General features: G+C 70.7%; 11 protein-coding genes. 6 read left to right on the top strand and 5 right to left on the bottom strand.

What is annotated here, in order from left to right:
• Positions 1–202: 202 nt before the first annotated feature.
• A complete protein-coding gene (locus OG948_RS41030) occupies positions 203–748 on the bottom strand; it encodes a tetratricopeptide repeat protein (RefSeq protein WP_331770062.1) in 546 nt (181 codons plus the stop codon).
• A gap of 86 nt (positions 749–834) precedes the next feature.
• On the bottom strand, positions 835–2,589 hold the full coding sequence (locus OG948_RS41025; RefSeq protein WP_331770061.1) for a TraM recognition domain-containing protein: 1,755 nt from the start codon (positions 2,587–2,589) through the stop codon (positions 835–837).
• A 588-nt stretch (positions 2,590–3,177) separates the two neighbouring features.
• Between OG948_RS41025 and OG948_RS41020 the strand changes: the two genes are divergently transcribed.
• Together OG948_RS41020 and OG948_RS41015 are read left to right on the top strand one after the other, a co-directional pair.
• Positions 3,178–3,696: a cupin domain-containing protein gene (locus tag OG948_RS41020; RefSeq protein WP_331770060.1), complete on the top strand. Its 519-nt coding sequence runs from the start codon at positions 3,178–3,180 to the stop codon at positions 3,694–3,696.
• A 268-nt stretch (positions 3,697–3,964) separates the two neighbouring features.
• Positions 3,965–6,904 carry an ATP-binding protein gene (locus OG948_RS41015; protein WP_331773474.1) on the top strand — a complete coding sequence of 980 codons (2,940 nt, stop codon included), beginning with the start codon at positions 3,965–3,967 and terminating at the stop codon, positions 6,902–6,904.
• 90 nt (positions 6,905–6,994) lie between these two features.
• Here the strand turns inward: OG948_RS41015 and OG948_RS41010 are convergent, their stop codons facing one another.
• The gene (locus tag OG948_RS41010) at positions 6,995–9,307 is read right to left on the bottom strand and encodes an ATP-binding domain-containing protein (RefSeq protein ID WP_331773473.1); all 2,313 of its coding nucleotides are present in this window, start codon (positions 9,305–9,307) and stop codon (positions 6,995–6,997) included.
• A gap of 280 nt (positions 9,308–9,587) precedes the next feature.
• Here OG948_RS41010 and OG948_RS41005 point away from each other — a divergent pair, with 280 nt between their 5' ends.
• Both OG948_RS41005 and OG948_RS41000 read left to right on the top strand, forming a co-directional pair.
• Entirely contained in the window at positions 9,588–10,508 is a 921-nt protein-coding gene (locus tag OG948_RS41005) for an RNA polymerase sigma-70 factor (protein ID WP_331770059.1), read from the top strand.
• 67 nt (positions 10,509–10,575) lie between these two features.
• A complete protein-coding gene (locus tag OG948_RS41000; protein ID WP_331770058.1) occupies positions 10,576–11,352 on the top strand; it encodes an NAD(P)H-binding protein in 777 nt (258 codons plus the stop codon).
• A 282-nt stretch (positions 11,353–11,634) separates the two neighbouring features.
• Here OG948_RS41000 and OG948_RS40995 read toward each other — a convergent pair whose 3' ends face one another.
• Complete coding sequence (locus OG948_RS40995) at positions 11,635–12,258, bottom strand: helix-turn-helix domain-containing protein (protein ID WP_331770057.1); 624 nt, start codon at positions 12,256–12,258, stop codon at positions 11,635–11,637.
• Between the two features lie 114 nt (positions 12,259–12,372).
• Here OG948_RS40995 and wrbA point away from each other — a divergent pair, with 114 nt between their 5' ends.
• Both wrbA and OG948_RS40985 read left to right on the top strand, forming a co-directional pair.
• Positions 12,373–12,981, top strand: a complete 609-nt coding sequence (gene wrbA / locus OG948_RS40990; protein ID WP_331770056.1) for an NAD(P)H:quinone oxidoreductase — start codon at positions 12,373–12,375, stop codon at positions 12,979–12,981.
• 524 nt (positions 12,982–13,505) lie between these two features.
• On the top strand, positions 13,506–13,820 hold the full coding sequence (locus OG948_RS40985) for a DUF2795 domain-containing protein (protein WP_331770055.1): 315 nt from the start codon (positions 13,506–13,508) through the stop codon (positions 13,818–13,820).
• A 125-nt stretch (positions 13,821–13,945) separates the two neighbouring features.
• On the opposite strand, the gene OG948_RS40980 is transcribed toward OG948_RS40985, so the two are convergent.
• A complete protein-coding gene (locus OG948_RS40980) occupies positions 13,946–14,698 on the bottom strand; it encodes a phosphatase PAP2 family protein (RefSeq protein ID WP_331770054.1) in 753 nt (250 codons plus the stop codon).
• Positions 14,699–14,844 lie beyond the last annotated feature (146 nt).

Genomic DNA, 14,844 nt, shown 5'->3' with positions numbered 1-14,844 from the left:
GGGAGTCGGCGGGCCGCCGGTCTGCTCGCAACGGGCCCAAGGCGAACGCACGTTGCGGCAACACACGGAACACGTGGAACACGCGGTGGACGTGGATCACGCGGTGGACGTGGAGCACTCCGAATACGTCGAACACACCGAGCACGTGAACACGCCGAATGCGCCGAACACGCTGAGCACGCACCAACGCGTGGCAGACGCGCTAGGAGGGGCTCTCGTTCTCGATCGAGTCGTCGGATCGGTCCTCGACGAGGGCCCGCGCGTAGTTGCTCAGCGAGCGGTTGTAGCGGGTCAGGTGTGGCGCGAGCGCGCCGAGGGCGAGCGAGACGGCCTCGCGCTCGCGGCCCGCGTCGACCAGTGACAGGGCGAGGAACCCCGCGATCGCGTCGTCGAGTTCGTCGGTCGCGGCGGCTGCTTCCGCGGTGAGCAGCGCGACGCTCTCGGCCGACTCGCCGAGATTGCGCAACGTACTGGCGAATTGGATGGTGGCGGGTCGACGCAGCTCGGCCGGCAGTCCGGCGGCGAACGCGCGGCGGTAGTGCGGCGCGGCCTGCGCCTCGTACCCGGTCGAGTCGTACGCCGACCCCATCCAGTACGCGGCGACGGCGTCGTCCTCCGGTCGTTCCGCGACCAGCGCGCCTACGGCCGCCACGAAGTCGTCGCCCTCATGGGCGTCGAGGTCGGCCCACAGCGCGTCCATGCGTCGCTGCCAGTCCTGCCTGTCGTTGTCCAGCGGAAGGGAAGTCATGATGCGGACGATCTTTCCACAGGACGAGTGCGAGGTACGAGCAGAAGGTCCCGCGCCGGGCGCCTCGGACGCGCGGTGCGGGGGACTCACCTCGACTTCGCCATGCCGACTCCGGCGGAGAGGGCGTGGGAGGGGTCGTGGGTGGCGATCGATTCCCGGATCCGGTCGGCGTACTCCGTCTCCCACCACGGAACCGTGCGCACCAGGGTCGGGCGCGAACCGCTGATCTGGACGAAGGCACGGCCGCGGGGCATCGACATCAGGTCCGCGGCGTCGAGTACCGCCTCCGGCCGGGAGGACCGGCTGATGCCCCGGTGGTCGCCGAACTTGTGGCTGGTGCTGGTGGTTCGCGGCTCGAAGTTACCGCCGGATTTGGCGAGTTTCTCCAGGAACGAGATGTCGGAGACGCCACCGCCGTACACGCGGATGTTGGCCGCGCCCCACAGCTTCGACATGCCGTTCTCGCCCCACACCGAGACGCCCTGGGCCCAGGACTGGAGGATCACCATGACGATCACGCCGCGCGAGCCGAAGTGCGTGAACTTGTCCGGAAGCGCCTTCCAGGGACACACGTTCGCGGCCTCGTCCAGGACGAACAGCGCCGGAGTGGGCAGCCGCCCGTTGGGCAGGACTCGGGAGTACTTGTCCGCCTCCTCGGCCAGGATCGTGGTCAACGCCATCACCAGCGGAGCCGCGATCTTGTTCGTCTCCTCCGACAGCAGATAGAGCGTGTCCGAGGGAGAGCGCACGAACGCCTTGTGGTCGAATTCGGGCCGTGAGGGGTCGCTTCCCGGGGTGACCCATTCGTTGATGTTGTCGGCCACCAGAAACGAGGCCATCTGGATCGCCGTGCCGTAGACACCCGCGCGCTGCCGGTCCGGCTGGCCGATCACCGACTCGACCGACTCGGCCGGCATCCGGTGACCCGCGTCGCGCAGGATGCGCACGGGGGTGTCGTCGGTGGGACGGGTCAGCCACACGTAGACCTGCGTGATCGGACGCTTGTCGATCGACGCCGCGAGGAGCAGGTTGGCGAACAGGTCCTGGGCGGCGGGCTCGAAGTACGCGTCGCTTCGGGCGTGGCTCTGGCGATTGACCGACACGAACCTGCCGGCGAGCTTGACCGCACTGACGATGCTGTCGCCGACGTAGGTCAGCGGGTTCCACCAGAAGACCGGCTTTCCGCCGGCCTGGTTCTGCGGGTCGAAGATGTAGACGGTGCCCTTGTCCTCGCGGATGGCCCGGGTGGCGTCCACCACGTCACGCTTGTTCGACGTCACCACCACCGCACCCGGCGCCGCGACGATGTTCGGAATGGCCCGGGTCGCCGTCTTGCCGGTACGAGGACCCCAGATGTCGACGTGCATGTCCTCCCAGGAACCCCAGAGTTCCTGGTCGCCGCGAATGGCCCGGCCGATGAACACGCCCGGTGTCGCGCCCTGCGGCACCCCGAGTTTCGCCGCGGTACGGGTCACGCCCGCGGTCGTGGACGCGTGCAGTTCCCTGGACGAGGCCAGATGGCGATTGGCGCGGTCGATGCGTTCGCGCTCGCCCCGAAACCTGGCGAACACCCGCCAACCGACCGCCGCGAGGAACAGCAGCGCGGCGACCTGCAGGCAGAGCAGTACGGTCGCCGCGGTACCCGGCCACCGGTAGTCGCCGATCATCAGCCGCACGCCCAGGACCAGCGGGTTGGACCCGGGCTGTTCGGTCGGTCCGCCGCCCCAGGAAGCCGCGAGCCACAACATCCCGTGCAGGACCACCACGGCGATGATGCCGAACAGGAAGACCAGTGCTTCGAGTTCGACGTTGGGCCCTCTGCGCTTCTGCAGGGAGCTCATCGGTTACCCACCGCCGGCGGCTCGGAGGGCTGCCTCGTCGAGAAGGAAGCTCGCTGGGTAACCGTCGACGGAGGCAAATCCCACACGCGTAAAGCCCTTTCGCATGTCCGGGCAACCCGTGGACAAGGCGGCCCCAACGGTGGGTCGAGCTCGAATGACCGGATCTCGACGCTTGGCTGCATCGACCGTGCCGGCACCAGGTGAACGCTCGGCACCGCGATGCCCGCCGACGAGCGAACTCCGCACGCCGGATTCCGACCTGTAGATGAACACCATTGGGATTGCCGGGACATCGCCGATGTGTCGCGCACCGGATCGGTGATCGGTGTTTTCGGTCAGGCCGTGCTCCTCGCATCGCGACCGCCGGCGGATGGATGAGCGCGAGCGTCTGCGCGCCGCAGCGATGGAACCGGTACAGGTCCGCCGGGCCCGCCCACAGCCGCTCCGCGGGGTCCACGACCGGCCCGGTCGTCCGGCGCGGCAGTACCCGCCGCGTGAGCCGGTCCTGCGAACACGACGCGAAAGGAGCAGACTCGAATATTGGAGGAACACCTTTCCATCGGTAAATCTCCCAAGGAGGCCGCAGCCATGAGTGGCACGACTCCGGCACCTCACCTGACCATCGTCCGGCCCGGCGAAGGCGCCGACGGCGACCTCGGCAGCATCGGCGTCGCCTTCAAACTCTGGGGCCGGGACACCGGCGGAAGCGTTTCGATCGTCGAGCACCCGTTCCCCGTCGGCGCGCTCGTGCCCCCGCACCTGCACACTCGCGAGGACGAGTACTCCATCGTCACCGAGGGCGAGATCGGCTTCCGCTCGGGTGAGCGCGAAACCGTCCTCGGCGCGGGCGGCTACATCACCAAGCCGCGCGGCGAAATGCACACGATGTGGAACGCCGGCCCGACCCCGGCCCGCATGATCGAGGTCATCAGCCCGGCCGGCTTCGAGAACTTCTTCCGCGAAATCGCGGACCTTCTCGCCGACGGCCCGCCCGCCCCGGAGGACGTCGCCGCACTCGGCGCCGCGTACGGCCTCGAGTTCGGCCACCCGGACTGGCTGCCGGACGTCATCGCCCGCTATCACCTCACCCCGCCACCCGGCGGATGACCCGGCCGGACCTCGGGTCCCGGGGTCCGTCAGCGGCCCCGACCGGGGACGGCGCCGGCGTCCCGGCCTGGCTCCCGAGCCTGGGCTTGGGCGCAACTTCCCTGGTGTCGTCGCGTCCGATGGTGCCGCGGGTGCCGCGCCAAAGGGATAGCTTCGGCTGCCGCAGGTGCTCTTGAATGAGGGGACACAGGAGACCTGCCAGGGCGTCCGGTCCGCGCCCGGTGACCTTGGCATGCGCGGACGCGAGGAGAGTCGACGCTTGGAAAGCGTGTATCACGGGTTTCGGTTCCATCAACTGCTCTCCCTGCCGAAGACGACGGCGAATCGGGACCTCGGCGCGATCGGTTCGGGCGCGGCGCGGCATGCGCAGGCGGCGACCTTCGCGGCGTTGACCGCGGCGCACGCGAGGCTGGCCACCCAGCTCGTCGGCCCACCGCCTGCCCTGTCCGTCGCTTGGGTACGGCCCACGCCGGGCGGACCGCTGCGGTTCCTGATGGGCGGCAGACCGTACTTTCCGCCCGCCGGCGGCGCCGAGTCGGTCGGTGGGCACGGCAGGGTCGCGTACCCGCGCGGGGCGCGCGTCATCTCGCTCCCCGAGCGGGAAGTCGCGGACCTGCTCGATGCGTTGCCGTACTGGGTGCGGTGTGTCGGGGCCCCCGACATGTTGTGGACCCAGACCTTGTCGACCTCGCGGCCGGTGGGCGGGCCGAGGCCGATCCTGGACACCGCCGCCACGTACATCGACACGCCGTTCGCGTGGATGGTGATCGCCGAGCCGGTGCCCAGAGAGGTGCTGGACTGGGCGGGCCCCGACCCGGCCGATCTGTTCGTGCCGCTCACCCGGACCGACCACGCGGTCATGGAGCGCGAGGCCGAGCGACGCCGCGCGTTGGCCCGGTCGCGGGCGACCGGCATGTGGGACGTCCGGATCCTGGTCGGAGCCGCGGACCCCGCGACGGCACATGCCGCCGCGGGATTGTTGTGCGGTGCCGCGGATGTGACCGACCAACCGTTCCTGCTCACACCGACGCGCGGTGTGAGCGACCTCGCCGGGAGCTGGGCGGCACCGGAGGATCGCCTGCCCGACCCGGTGAGCGGCGGCACCTGGCCGTTCACCGCCACGACGGAGTTCCTGGGGGCGCTCGCGCGACCGCCGGTCCTGGAGACGGCGGGACTGCACATGTTCCCGCCCAACACCTTCGGTCTCACCTACCCGGAGCTCGATGACGGCGCGTTCCTGATCGGTGACGCGCTCGACGAGACGCAGACCCCGATGGGACCCATGCGGGTCGCGCGGTCGACGCTCAACAGGCACACGTTCGTCTGCGGGGCGACGGGTTCGGGCAAGTCCCAGACCGTACGCTCGCTCCTGGGCGAACTGTCCACGCACCCCCAGCCCGTGCCGTGGCTGGTGATCGAGCCGGTCAAGGCGGAGTACGCCCGGATGGCCGGCCGGCTCGGCCCCGATCACCGGGTGACCGTCATCCGCCCCGGCGACCCCGACACGGCGCCGGCCGGACTGAATCCGCTGGAGCCCGAACCCGGGTTTCCCCTGCAGAGCCACATGGACCTGGCACGGGCACTCTTCCTGGCGGCATTCGACACGCACGAGCCGTTGCCGCAGGTGTTGGCCCGAGCCATGAGCAAGTGCTATCGCGACTCCGGGTGGGATGTGGTCGGCGGGGAGCAACGCCCGCCGTACAAACCCAAGTTCCTGGTGGACGATCCGGACGTCCCGCGCGCCGCGCGCTATCCCACGCTCGACGATCTCCGCACGGCCGCGATCGACGTGGTGCGGACGATCGGCTACGGCAGCGAGGTCACCAGGAATGTCCGAGGCTTTGTGGACGTCCGCATCGCCGGCCTTCGCGAAGGCGCGTGCGGCCGTTTCTTCCAGGGTGGACACCCGCTCGACATCGCCGCGCTGCTGGAGGGCAACGTCGTGCTCCAGCTCGAGAACATCTCCAATGACCAGGACAAGGCCTTCGTCATCGGCACGGTCCTGATCCGCATCGTCGAGCACCTGCGGGTGCGGACCGATTCCGCCGTGCCCGGCCGACTGCGTCATGTCACCGTCGTCGAAGAGGCCCACCGCCTTCTGCGGGCGGGTGGCAACCGGATCTCCCTCGCGGCCGCGGAACTGTTCGCCGGTCTGCTCGCCGAGATCCGCGCCTATGGCGAAGGCGTCGTGGTCGTCGAACAGATCCCCACCAAGATCCTGTCCGACGTCGTGAAGAACAGCGCGTTGAAGATCATCCATCGGCTCCCGGCCGCCGACGACCGCGCGATGGTCGGCGGCGCGGTGAACCTGCAAGGCACCCAGCACGAACGGGTGGTGGCGCTGCCTCCGGGGCATGCGGCGGTGGCCACCGACGGCATGGACGTGCCCGTGCTCGTCGCCATGCCGTACGGCGAAGGGTCCGAGAGCGAGGACGGAGTCGCCACCGACCCACCGCTGCGCGGCCGGCGCAGCGTACTGTGCGGCACCGCCTGCGCCGAACAGCCGTGCACGCTGCGCGTCATGAGCCACTGCGCCGATACGGCCGGCGATCCCGAACTGGTCCTGTGGACGGAGGCCAACGCGGCCGTGATCGTGACCAGGGGGGATTCGTTGCGGCCCGGCGAACCGCTCCTTCGGCGACTGCGCGACCTGGACGACCGCGAGCTGCACTGCACCCTGGTGTACGCGGCCGAACGCGCGGCGGCCGCACGCGTGGACGTCATGTCGGGCGAGATCGATCCCGACGACTTCGCCGGCCGGCTCGTGGCCGTGCTCGCCCACCGCAGCGACCGGGGTCCCGAACCGCAGGCCGTCGATCCGCGAGCCCTCACCTACGGGACCTTCCGCTGGCAGGACATCAACGACGCGCTGGAAGCGGCGAAGGAGGCCGATCCGAGCACGCCGTGGCAACACCCCGACAGCGCCGAGTGGGCCCGCCGGGGCTTGCGGCTGACCAGCGCGACGCCCGCCGGCCAGTTGCAGGAGTTGTGGCAGAAGCCCTACTACTGGTCGGGTTCGAAAATTTCCCGGTACGGGGACCCGTTCCGGAGCGGACTGCGCGACGCGGTCGCCACCGTCGCGGGGGCAGTCAATGCCGCGGCCATCAAGCGGGCATTCCGCATCGCGTGTGCGGACACACCCGAACGCGGAAGGTTCCTGAACTGGACCACGACAAAGCTGGCGGAACGCCTCCAGGCCGACGTGTGACGGATGGCGCGGGATGCATGCGCGCGGGACGCATGCGCGCGGGCGGGACGGGTCTCGCCCGCGCGCATGCGGTCACCTTGCCCGGGCCGGTCAGCCCGCCTGGGTGAGACCGGCGAGCCCCGGCGGGAGGTCGCGGGTGTGCACGACGCCGAGCCGCTGTGTCGCGCGGGTCAGCGCCACATACAGGTCGGCCAGGGCGAACGCGGCCGGCTCCACCACGATCACCGCGTCGAACTCCAGGCCCTTGGCCTGCTTGGGGTCGAGCAGCACCAAGGGCCGGGTGAGGTCCGGCTCGACGCCTCGTTCGGCGTGCGGGACCGCCGTCGCCACCGCGTCGATCAGGTCGCGCGGCGCGATCACCGCGAGGCGCCCCTCGGCCGGAACCTGCGGATCGCGGCCGGCGGTCCCGTCCCCCGAGCCCGACTCCGGGGCGACCCCCTCGTGCGTGACGGCCCACGCCACGGCCCCCGGCAGGTCCCCGGTGTGGCGCGACCACGGCTTCACCCCGGTCGAGCGCACCGACCTCGGCGGTTCGAAGCCCGGGTCGGCGGCACGCATGACGTCGGCGGCGACCTGCATGATCTCGGTCGGCGTACGGTAGTTCACGCCCAGCCGGACCCGCTCCCAGCGACCTTCGACGTACGGCACCAGGATGCGCTCCCAGGATCCGCACCCGGCCGGCTCCGAGGTCTGCGCGGGGTCGCCGACCAGGGTCATCGACCGGGTGGGGCTGCGCCGCATGAGCAACCGCCAGGTCATCGCCGAGAGTTCCTGGGCCTCGTCGACCACGATGTGGCCGTAGGCCCAGGTGCGGTCCGCCGCCGCGCGCTCGGCGGAGGTGCGGTGGTCCAACTCCTCCTGGCGTTCGGCGAGGCGCTCGGCGTCCACGAGGTCGTGCGCGCTCAGCACCTCGGACTCCTCGTCGTCGCGGTCCTCGAACTCCTGCGTGCGCGAGCCGTAGGACAGGTCGAGCACGCCCTGCGCGTAGGCGATCTGCCGCCGGCGCTCGGCATCCGCCGCGGCCCGCGCCAACGAGTCGTCCTCACCCAGGAGTTCGGCGGCCTCGTCGAGCAACGGCACGTCGCCCACCGTCCATTCGTCGGTGGTCCACGTCCCGAAGACCGGGTCGTACCCGGCCGGCCGCCGGATCGCCGCAGCGTCCTCGTCGGACAGGTACACCGGTTCGGCGAGGTAGTCCGAGAGCAACCCCTGCGGGGTCAGGCGCGGCCACAACTCGTCGACGGCCGCCTGCACGGCCGGGCTCTCGGCGACCGACATCGCCAACTGCGCGACCTCCTCCGAGCCGAGGAAGTTCGGCCCGCCGAACGGGTCCGCGCCGAGCCGGTCGACCAACTGCTCGGCGAGGCCGTCGATCACGCGCGACGCGAACGCCGCGCGGGCGAGGTTGTGCGGCAACAAGGTCGCACGCGCCTTGCTCCGGGCGGCCCGAACAATCCCCGCGTCGAGGAGCAGGTCGCCATCGTCGTGTCCGATCACCAACGGCGTCTCCGGCACCGTTTGTTGGTCGGCCACGAAGCGGGCGAGCACCTCGGCCATCGCGGCCCGACCCTTGACCTCGGCCGCCGCGGGGGTGTCGACGGCGGTCGTGGTGACGCCCGGGAACAACTCGCCGGGTGTGGCGAACTGCACGCCCGTCTCGCCGAGCGAGGGCAGGACGTCCTCGATGTAGCCGAGGAAGGCGGGGTTGGGGCCGACCACGAGCACGACGCGGCGGGTCAGCTGCTCGCGGTTGGCGTACAGCAGGTACGCCGCGCGGTGCAGTGCGACGACCGTCTTGCCGGTGCCCGGGCCGCCCTCGACCACGAGGATGCCGTGGTGCGGCGCACGGATGATGCGGTCCTGCTCGGCCTGGATGGTCTGCACGATGTCGTGCATGCGCCCGGTGCGGCGGGCGTCGAGCGACGCGAGCAGGACCGCGTCGGCGTCCGAGCCCTCGAAGCCGGTGCGGGTGTCGTCCGTGAGGTCGAGGATCTCGTCGTGCAGCGCGGTGACCCGCTGCCCGGATGTGGTGATGTGCCGCCGGCGGCGCAGGCCCATCGGAGTGTGCCCGGTCGCGAGGTAGAACGGTCGTGCGACGTCGGCGCGCCAGTCGATGATCAATGGGGTGTGTTCGGCGTCGTCGCGACGGATTCCGATCCGTCCGATGTGATGGTCGGCGCCGTCACGGAACAACAATCGCCCGAAGCACAGGCCGTTGGCGCCGGCGTCGAATGCCGCGCGCAGGCTCGAGTGCTCGAAGACCGCGATGTCCCGCTCGACGCGTGCCTGCCGGGTGCCGTCGTGCTCGCGCCCGAGCGCGCTCGTCACGGCGGCCTCCGCCTGGGCACGCAGGTCCGCGAGGCGTGCGTAGAGCGCGTCGACGAATTCCTGCTCGTATCGCAATTCGGCGTTTGACAATTCGTCTCCCGGACGGGTATTATGCCTTCATTGAGATTCCCGAATGCCGTGAAAAAACCGGTATTCAGAACCATCCAATATACCTTGAAGAAAGGCCCCGGACGTCAGGTCGTCCGGGGCTTTCTCGTTGCCCGGCGGCCGTGGAGACGCCGAGGACGAACGACTCGGTGGCCGGCGGACCGTGGTCGGGTGGTGGGTGCGCGCCTGCGATGTGCCTGCCTGGAATTCGGCGCGGTGGCGGGCCCGGTGGCGCGGGGCTTGTACGGTGGATTTCGTGACGACCGACGCCCTCCCCGACCCGACCGCGGAGTTCGAGGCGCAGCGGGGGCGGCTGTTCGGGATCGCGTACCGGATGCTGGGGTCGGCGGCCGAGGCCGAGGACGCGGTGCAGGACGCGTACCTGCGCTGGCACGCGGCCGATCGGGGACACATCGAGGTGCCGGGGGCGTGGTTGGCCAAGGTGCTGACGAATCTGTGCCTCAACCGGCTGACGTCCGCGCGGGCGCGGCGTGAGGAGTACGTCGGGCCGTGGTTGCCCGAGCCGGTGCGGACGGACGCGGGGGCGCTCGGGCCGTTGGAGACCGCCGAGCAGCGGGACGCGGTGTCGATGGCGATGCTCGTGATGCTGGAGCGGTTGTCGCCGCCGGAGCGGGCGGTCGTGGTCCTGCGGGACGCGTTCGGGTACAGCCATCGGGAGATCGCCGAGGTGCTGGACTGGCCGGAGGCCAATTCCCGGCAGACGTACCGGCGGGCCAGGCGACATCTGGTGTCCGGGCGGCCGCGATTCGAGGTTTCCGCGGAGGTGCGGTCCGACCTGCTGGCGCGTTTCCTGACGGCGGCGGCCGAGGGAGCGCTCGAACAGCTGGAGTCGCTCCTCGCGGACGACGTCGTGACGTGGTCCGACGGGGGCGGCAAGGTCTCCGCGTCGACGCGACCGGTCTCCGGGCGCGACAAGGTGGCCCGGTTCCTGCTGGGTCTGGTGGAGCGCTTCTCGTCCGACATGGAATTCGGCTTCGCCGAGGTCAACGGCGAGGCGGCGCTGTTGGGCTGGGAGGGCGGGGCGCTCACGACCGTGGCGGTGACGCAGGTCGGCGCGGAGGGCATCGCGGGCGTGCGGATCGTCCGGAATCCGGCGAAGCTGAAATTCCTCGAAGAACAATGCCGAGAGTTGTCACGTAACGCATAGCCGCCCGGTTCCTTGCTGACGAGGGCGACGTCGCGGCGGTGCGGCGTCCCCGTAGCGAGGAGGACCGATGAGCGAGAACGTGATCCTGGTGACGGGCGCGACCGGTGTGCTCGGGCGCGAGGTGCTGGATCGGGTCCGGCGCACCGGGCTGCCGGTGCGCGCGATGACCCGCGGGGCGGTGCTGCCCGACGACCCGGGGGTCACCTGGGTGACCGCCGACCTGCGGACCGGCGAGGGTCTCGACGCGGCGTTCGACGGCGTCGCGACGGTCATCCACTGCGCGTCGGACACGCGGAAGCCGAAGCACGACATTCCCGGCTGGCGGCACCTGCTGGGCGCCGCGAAGCGGGCCGGAGTCGGGCACATCGTGAACATCTCGATCGTCGGCATCGACCGGATCCCGTACTCCTACTACAAGATCAAGATCGAGGGTGAGCGGTTGCTCGCCGAGTCCGGTATCCCGTGGAGCAATCTGCGCGCGACGCAGTTCCCCGAGCTGCTGCACAAGGTGTTCGGCGTGTCGTCCAAGACGCCGTTCGTCATCGTCCCGTCGAAGACCGTGTGCCAGCCCGTCGACCAGGGCGAAGTGGCCGACCGACTGGTGGAGTTGGCGCAGGGCGCGCCGGCCGGCCGGGTCGCGGACCTGGGCGGGCCGCGGGTGTACCGGGTGGGGGACCTGGCGCGTTCCTGGCTGAAGGCGGTGGGCAAGCGGCGGTGGGTCCTGCCCGTGCGGGTCCCGGGCAGGGCGGGCGCCGGGCTGCGCGCCGGGGGGCTGGTCACGCCGGAGAACGCGGTGGGTGTCAGGACGTGGGAGGAGTACCTCGCCGCGAAGGTGGCCGGCTGAGCGCGAACCGCCGAGCGCGGCGCGGACTTCGGTCCTGCGGGTCGCTTCGGCTTGCTTTCGGGTCGTCTCGGCCTGCCCGTCCTCGCCGAAGGCGTGACCTGATCGGGCGCGACCCTCCGGCAGGGTGCACGAAGAGCTCGTGCACGAGGGTCCCGAGTCCGTCCACGACTGCCCCGCACATCCTCGAGGAGCTGCTCCGGGCGGGCCCGGGGCGGTGCGAGGCGGGCTCGTGGGCGGGCGTCGAGGGGCGTGGGCGGTTCGTGGCCCGGTGACGCGTGCCCGTCAGTCGAGGCGTGCGTCGAGGCCGTACAGCTCCAGCGTCTGGTCGAGTGCCCGTTTGATCTCCGTGGGCGTCAGGCCTCGGTCGGTGCGCAGGTGGTGCAGCAGGCTCGGTCCGCACGGGCCGAGCACGAAGTCCGCGACGGTCGTGGCGTCGGCGTCCGGGCGCAGCCGGCCGATCAGCATCGCGGTGTGGATGCGCATCGCGCGATAGGGGGCGCTGGTGTAGCGCACGCACGGATCGGCGATCTCCGCCGCCAACAGCATCGCGTGCTGCTCCACGACGCGATCGACGAGTGCGTGCAGGAACGCGCGCAGGCGGTCGGCGGCGGGCGCACCCGGACCCAACGGGGGCGGGCCGGAGAGGAAGGCGGCCTGGAAGACCTGTTCGCGCTCGTCGAGGAGTGCGAACAGCAGGCTCGCCACGTCGCCGAACCGGCGGTAGACCGTGCCGACGCCCATCCCGGTGGCATGCGCGACGGCGTTCATGGTGAGCGCGTCGGGACCCCGCTCGGCGACGATCCGGCCCGCGGCATCGAGGATCCGGCGACGGTTGCGGGCGGCGTCGGCCCGTTCCGGCGGAGGCTGTTCGGCCATCGGGAGATCGATGCGAGGCGATGGGCTCATGGTCGCAGCTTAACGGATAGCCATCCGCTTCCCACTTGCCAAACGGATTGCTATCCGCTTGACTCCTCATCGAAGCGGATAGCAATCCGATTAGTCGCTGCCGGAGGTTTCGCCATGACCACCAAGATCGCCGTCGTCTACTACTCGTCCACGGGCAACGTCCACCAACTCGCCCGGGCCGTCGCGGAAGGCGCGGAGAAGGCCGGTGCCGAGGTACGCCTGCGCCGAGTGCCCGAACTCGCGCCCGACGAGGTCGTCGACTCCGTACCGGCGTGGCGTGCGCACGTCGATGCCACCCGGGACGTCGAGGTCGCCACGCTGGACGACCTCGTGTGGGCCGACGCCTACGCGTTCGGCTCGCCGACGCGGTTCGGCAATATTTCCTCGCAGCTCAAGCAGTTCATCGACACGACCAGCGGGCTGTGGCAGCAGGGCGTGTTCATCGACAAGCCGGCCACCGGTTTCGTCAGCGCGGCGAACCTGCACGGCGGCAACGAGTCGACGCTGTTGGCGCTGTACAACACCCTGCACCACTGGGGTTCGCTGATCGTGTCGCCGGGCTACACCGACCCGGTCGTGTATGGCGCCAACGGCAACCCGTACGGCACCGCGCACGCGTCCGGCGCCGGCGAGCCCGGCGACAACATTCTCGAAGCCGCCCGCTACCAGGGCGCGCGCCTGACCACCGTGACCCGAAAGCTCCTGGCCGGCCAGGCCGCGTAGGCGCCGCCTCGCACCTGCGCACGCGTGTTCGCGCGCGAGCGCGGGATGCGAAATGCGGGACGCCCCAGCCCGGTTGGATGGGTTCGCCGGTCTTTCCCTCGAATTTCGATATTCGTCGTGCATGTCCGCGGCCGACGCGGACAGCCTTGCTGGAGGCGCCCGGGACGGGCGGCCGGCCGGGTGAAGGGACGTGCGTCATGGGGACGAACGGGTTCGATCCGGATCGTTTAGCGGAGCGAGCGGCGGCGGAGTCGGTCGAAGGCGAGGGGATGGCCCTGGCACTGGTGTGGTTGGCGGACGCGTATCGGCGCTCCGCGCCCGCCGATGGGGATCGTCGGGTGACCCCGACGCGGACGCGGTCGAGTGCGGACGGGCCGGACGCTTTGCTGCGGTGACGCCTGGGTGACGACGGGGCCGGGCGAGTTTCCCGTCTTTCCTGGGATCGACCGGTTTGCCGGACCGGATTCCGGATCGGTTTGCCGTACGGGATTCCGGATCGAAGTGAATCGGGTAGGCGTCATGACATGACCACTCACGAGCATGACAACGTCCCCACCGGCGCGCCGGAGGACCTCGTCGAGCGGGCTTCGGGTGTGGGTGGCACGCCATCCGGGATGAGCGCGAGCGACGTGCGGGTTCGGAGTGATCTGGCGCGTTACCTGGGACACGACGTCTACCCCGCCGATCGCGAGGCGCTCCTGGCACGGTTGCGCGGGACGTCGGCCCCCGACCACCTGGTGGACCTCCTCGACGGGTTGCCGGTGGACGGCTTCGACTACGAAAGCGTGCAACAACTCTGCAGGGCTCTCGGCCTGGGCACGGAGGAGCACCACACCTGACGAGACGCGACCGGCGCCGCCACCGTTGTCGGTGAGAGCGCCGGTCGCCGACCGTCGTCCCCGTGGTCCGCCGTCCCCGTCTCGTCGGCGTTCCCGATGCGCGGTCACGATGCCACGTTCGGTGGTCAGTGCCCGGGTTTCGCCGGGTGGATTCCCGGTTCGAGTCCGGCGTCCGTGTCCGGAGCCGGCGGGCCGGTGTCGTGCCGCCACCACGCGAACGCGCCGGAGGTGGCGGCCAGGACGGCGATGCCCAGGATCCAGCCGCCGACCACATCGGAGAGGTAGTGAGCGCCCAGGGCCACACGGGTGCAACCGACCCCGAACGCCGAGACGACGGTCGCGCACCACGCCACCGGACGGGACCGACGGGGAACGACGGGCAGCAGGATCAGCAACAGCAAGCCCGCGCCGACGGTCGCGGTCAACGTATGCCCGGAGGGGAACGATCCGCCCGGGGCGCTCGTGACGGCGTCCTCGGGGCGGGCACGCGCGATCACCACCTTGGTCAGGCCGCTGAGCGCCGCCGCGATCGCCATCGCCGTGATCGCCCACACGACGAGCCGGCGGGCACCGCGCCGCCACAACCACACGCAGAGCACGAGCACCAGAATGCGAAAGACGAAAGGGTCCCAGACCCAGTCGCTGAGCGTGTGCGCCAGTCGGCGCCAACGCGGTCGCGCCGACATCCACGCCTCCATCGTCCGAGCGATGTCGACGTCCAACGCGTGCAATGGCGACCAGGAGTTGCGCACCAGCAGCGCCAGGAGCGTGAAGGGCACAACCCCGACCAGGAAGGCGCCCGCGACCAGGACCAACCTGAGGCCGAATCGTGAATCGGACCGGCGCGGACCATCCCGGGACGGCACGTGGGTGCTCACCGTCGACGCCTTCCCCGGAAGCCCGAGTCGACACGGGCGCGCCGGCACCTCCCACGCCGTCCCGCGCAGACGCCGAGCCCCCGCCCACCCCGGACAGGCGGGGGCGATGTCCGCTTGTCCACGCGGGTGTTCGGGGTGCGCCGTTC

The sequence above is a fragment of the Embleya sp. NBC_00888 genome (assembly GCF_045207655.1).
Classification (GTDB): Bacteria; Actinomycetota; Actinomycetes; order Streptomycetales; family Streptomycetaceae; genus Embleya.
The sequence above is the reverse complement of the archived record's forward strand: the minus strand, read 5'-3'. Positions and strand labels throughout refer to the sequence as shown.

Bases quoted from the DNA above. Each gene is read 5' to 3' on its own strand.
- OG948_RS41030 (WP_331770062.1), bottom strand. From the start codon at position 748: ATGACTTCCCTTCCGCTGGACAACGACAGGCAGGACTGGCAGCGACGC.
- OG948_RS41025 (WP_331770061.1), bottom strand. From the start codon at position 2,589: ATGAGCTCCCTGCAGAAGCGCAGAGGGCCCAACGTCGAACTCGAAGCA.
- OG948_RS41020 (WP_331770060.1), top strand. From the start codon at position 3,178: ATGAGTGGCACGACTCCGGCACCTCACCTGACCATCGTCCGGCCCGGC.
- OG948_RS41000 (WP_331770058.1), top strand. From the start codon at position 10,576: ATGAGCGAGAACGTGATCCTGGTGACGGGCGCGACCGGTGTGCTCGGG.
- OG948_RS40995 (WP_331770057.1), bottom strand. From the start codon at position 12,258: ATGAGCCCATCGCCTCGCATCGATCTCCCGATGGCCGAACAGCCTCCG.
- wrbA (WP_331770056.1), top strand. From the start codon at position 12,373: ATGACCACCAAGATCGCCGTCGTCTACTACTCGTCCACGGGCAACGTC.
- OG948_RS40985 (WP_331770055.1), top strand. From the start codon at position 13,506: ATGACCACTCACGAGCATGACAACGTCCCCACCGGCGCGCCGGAGGAC.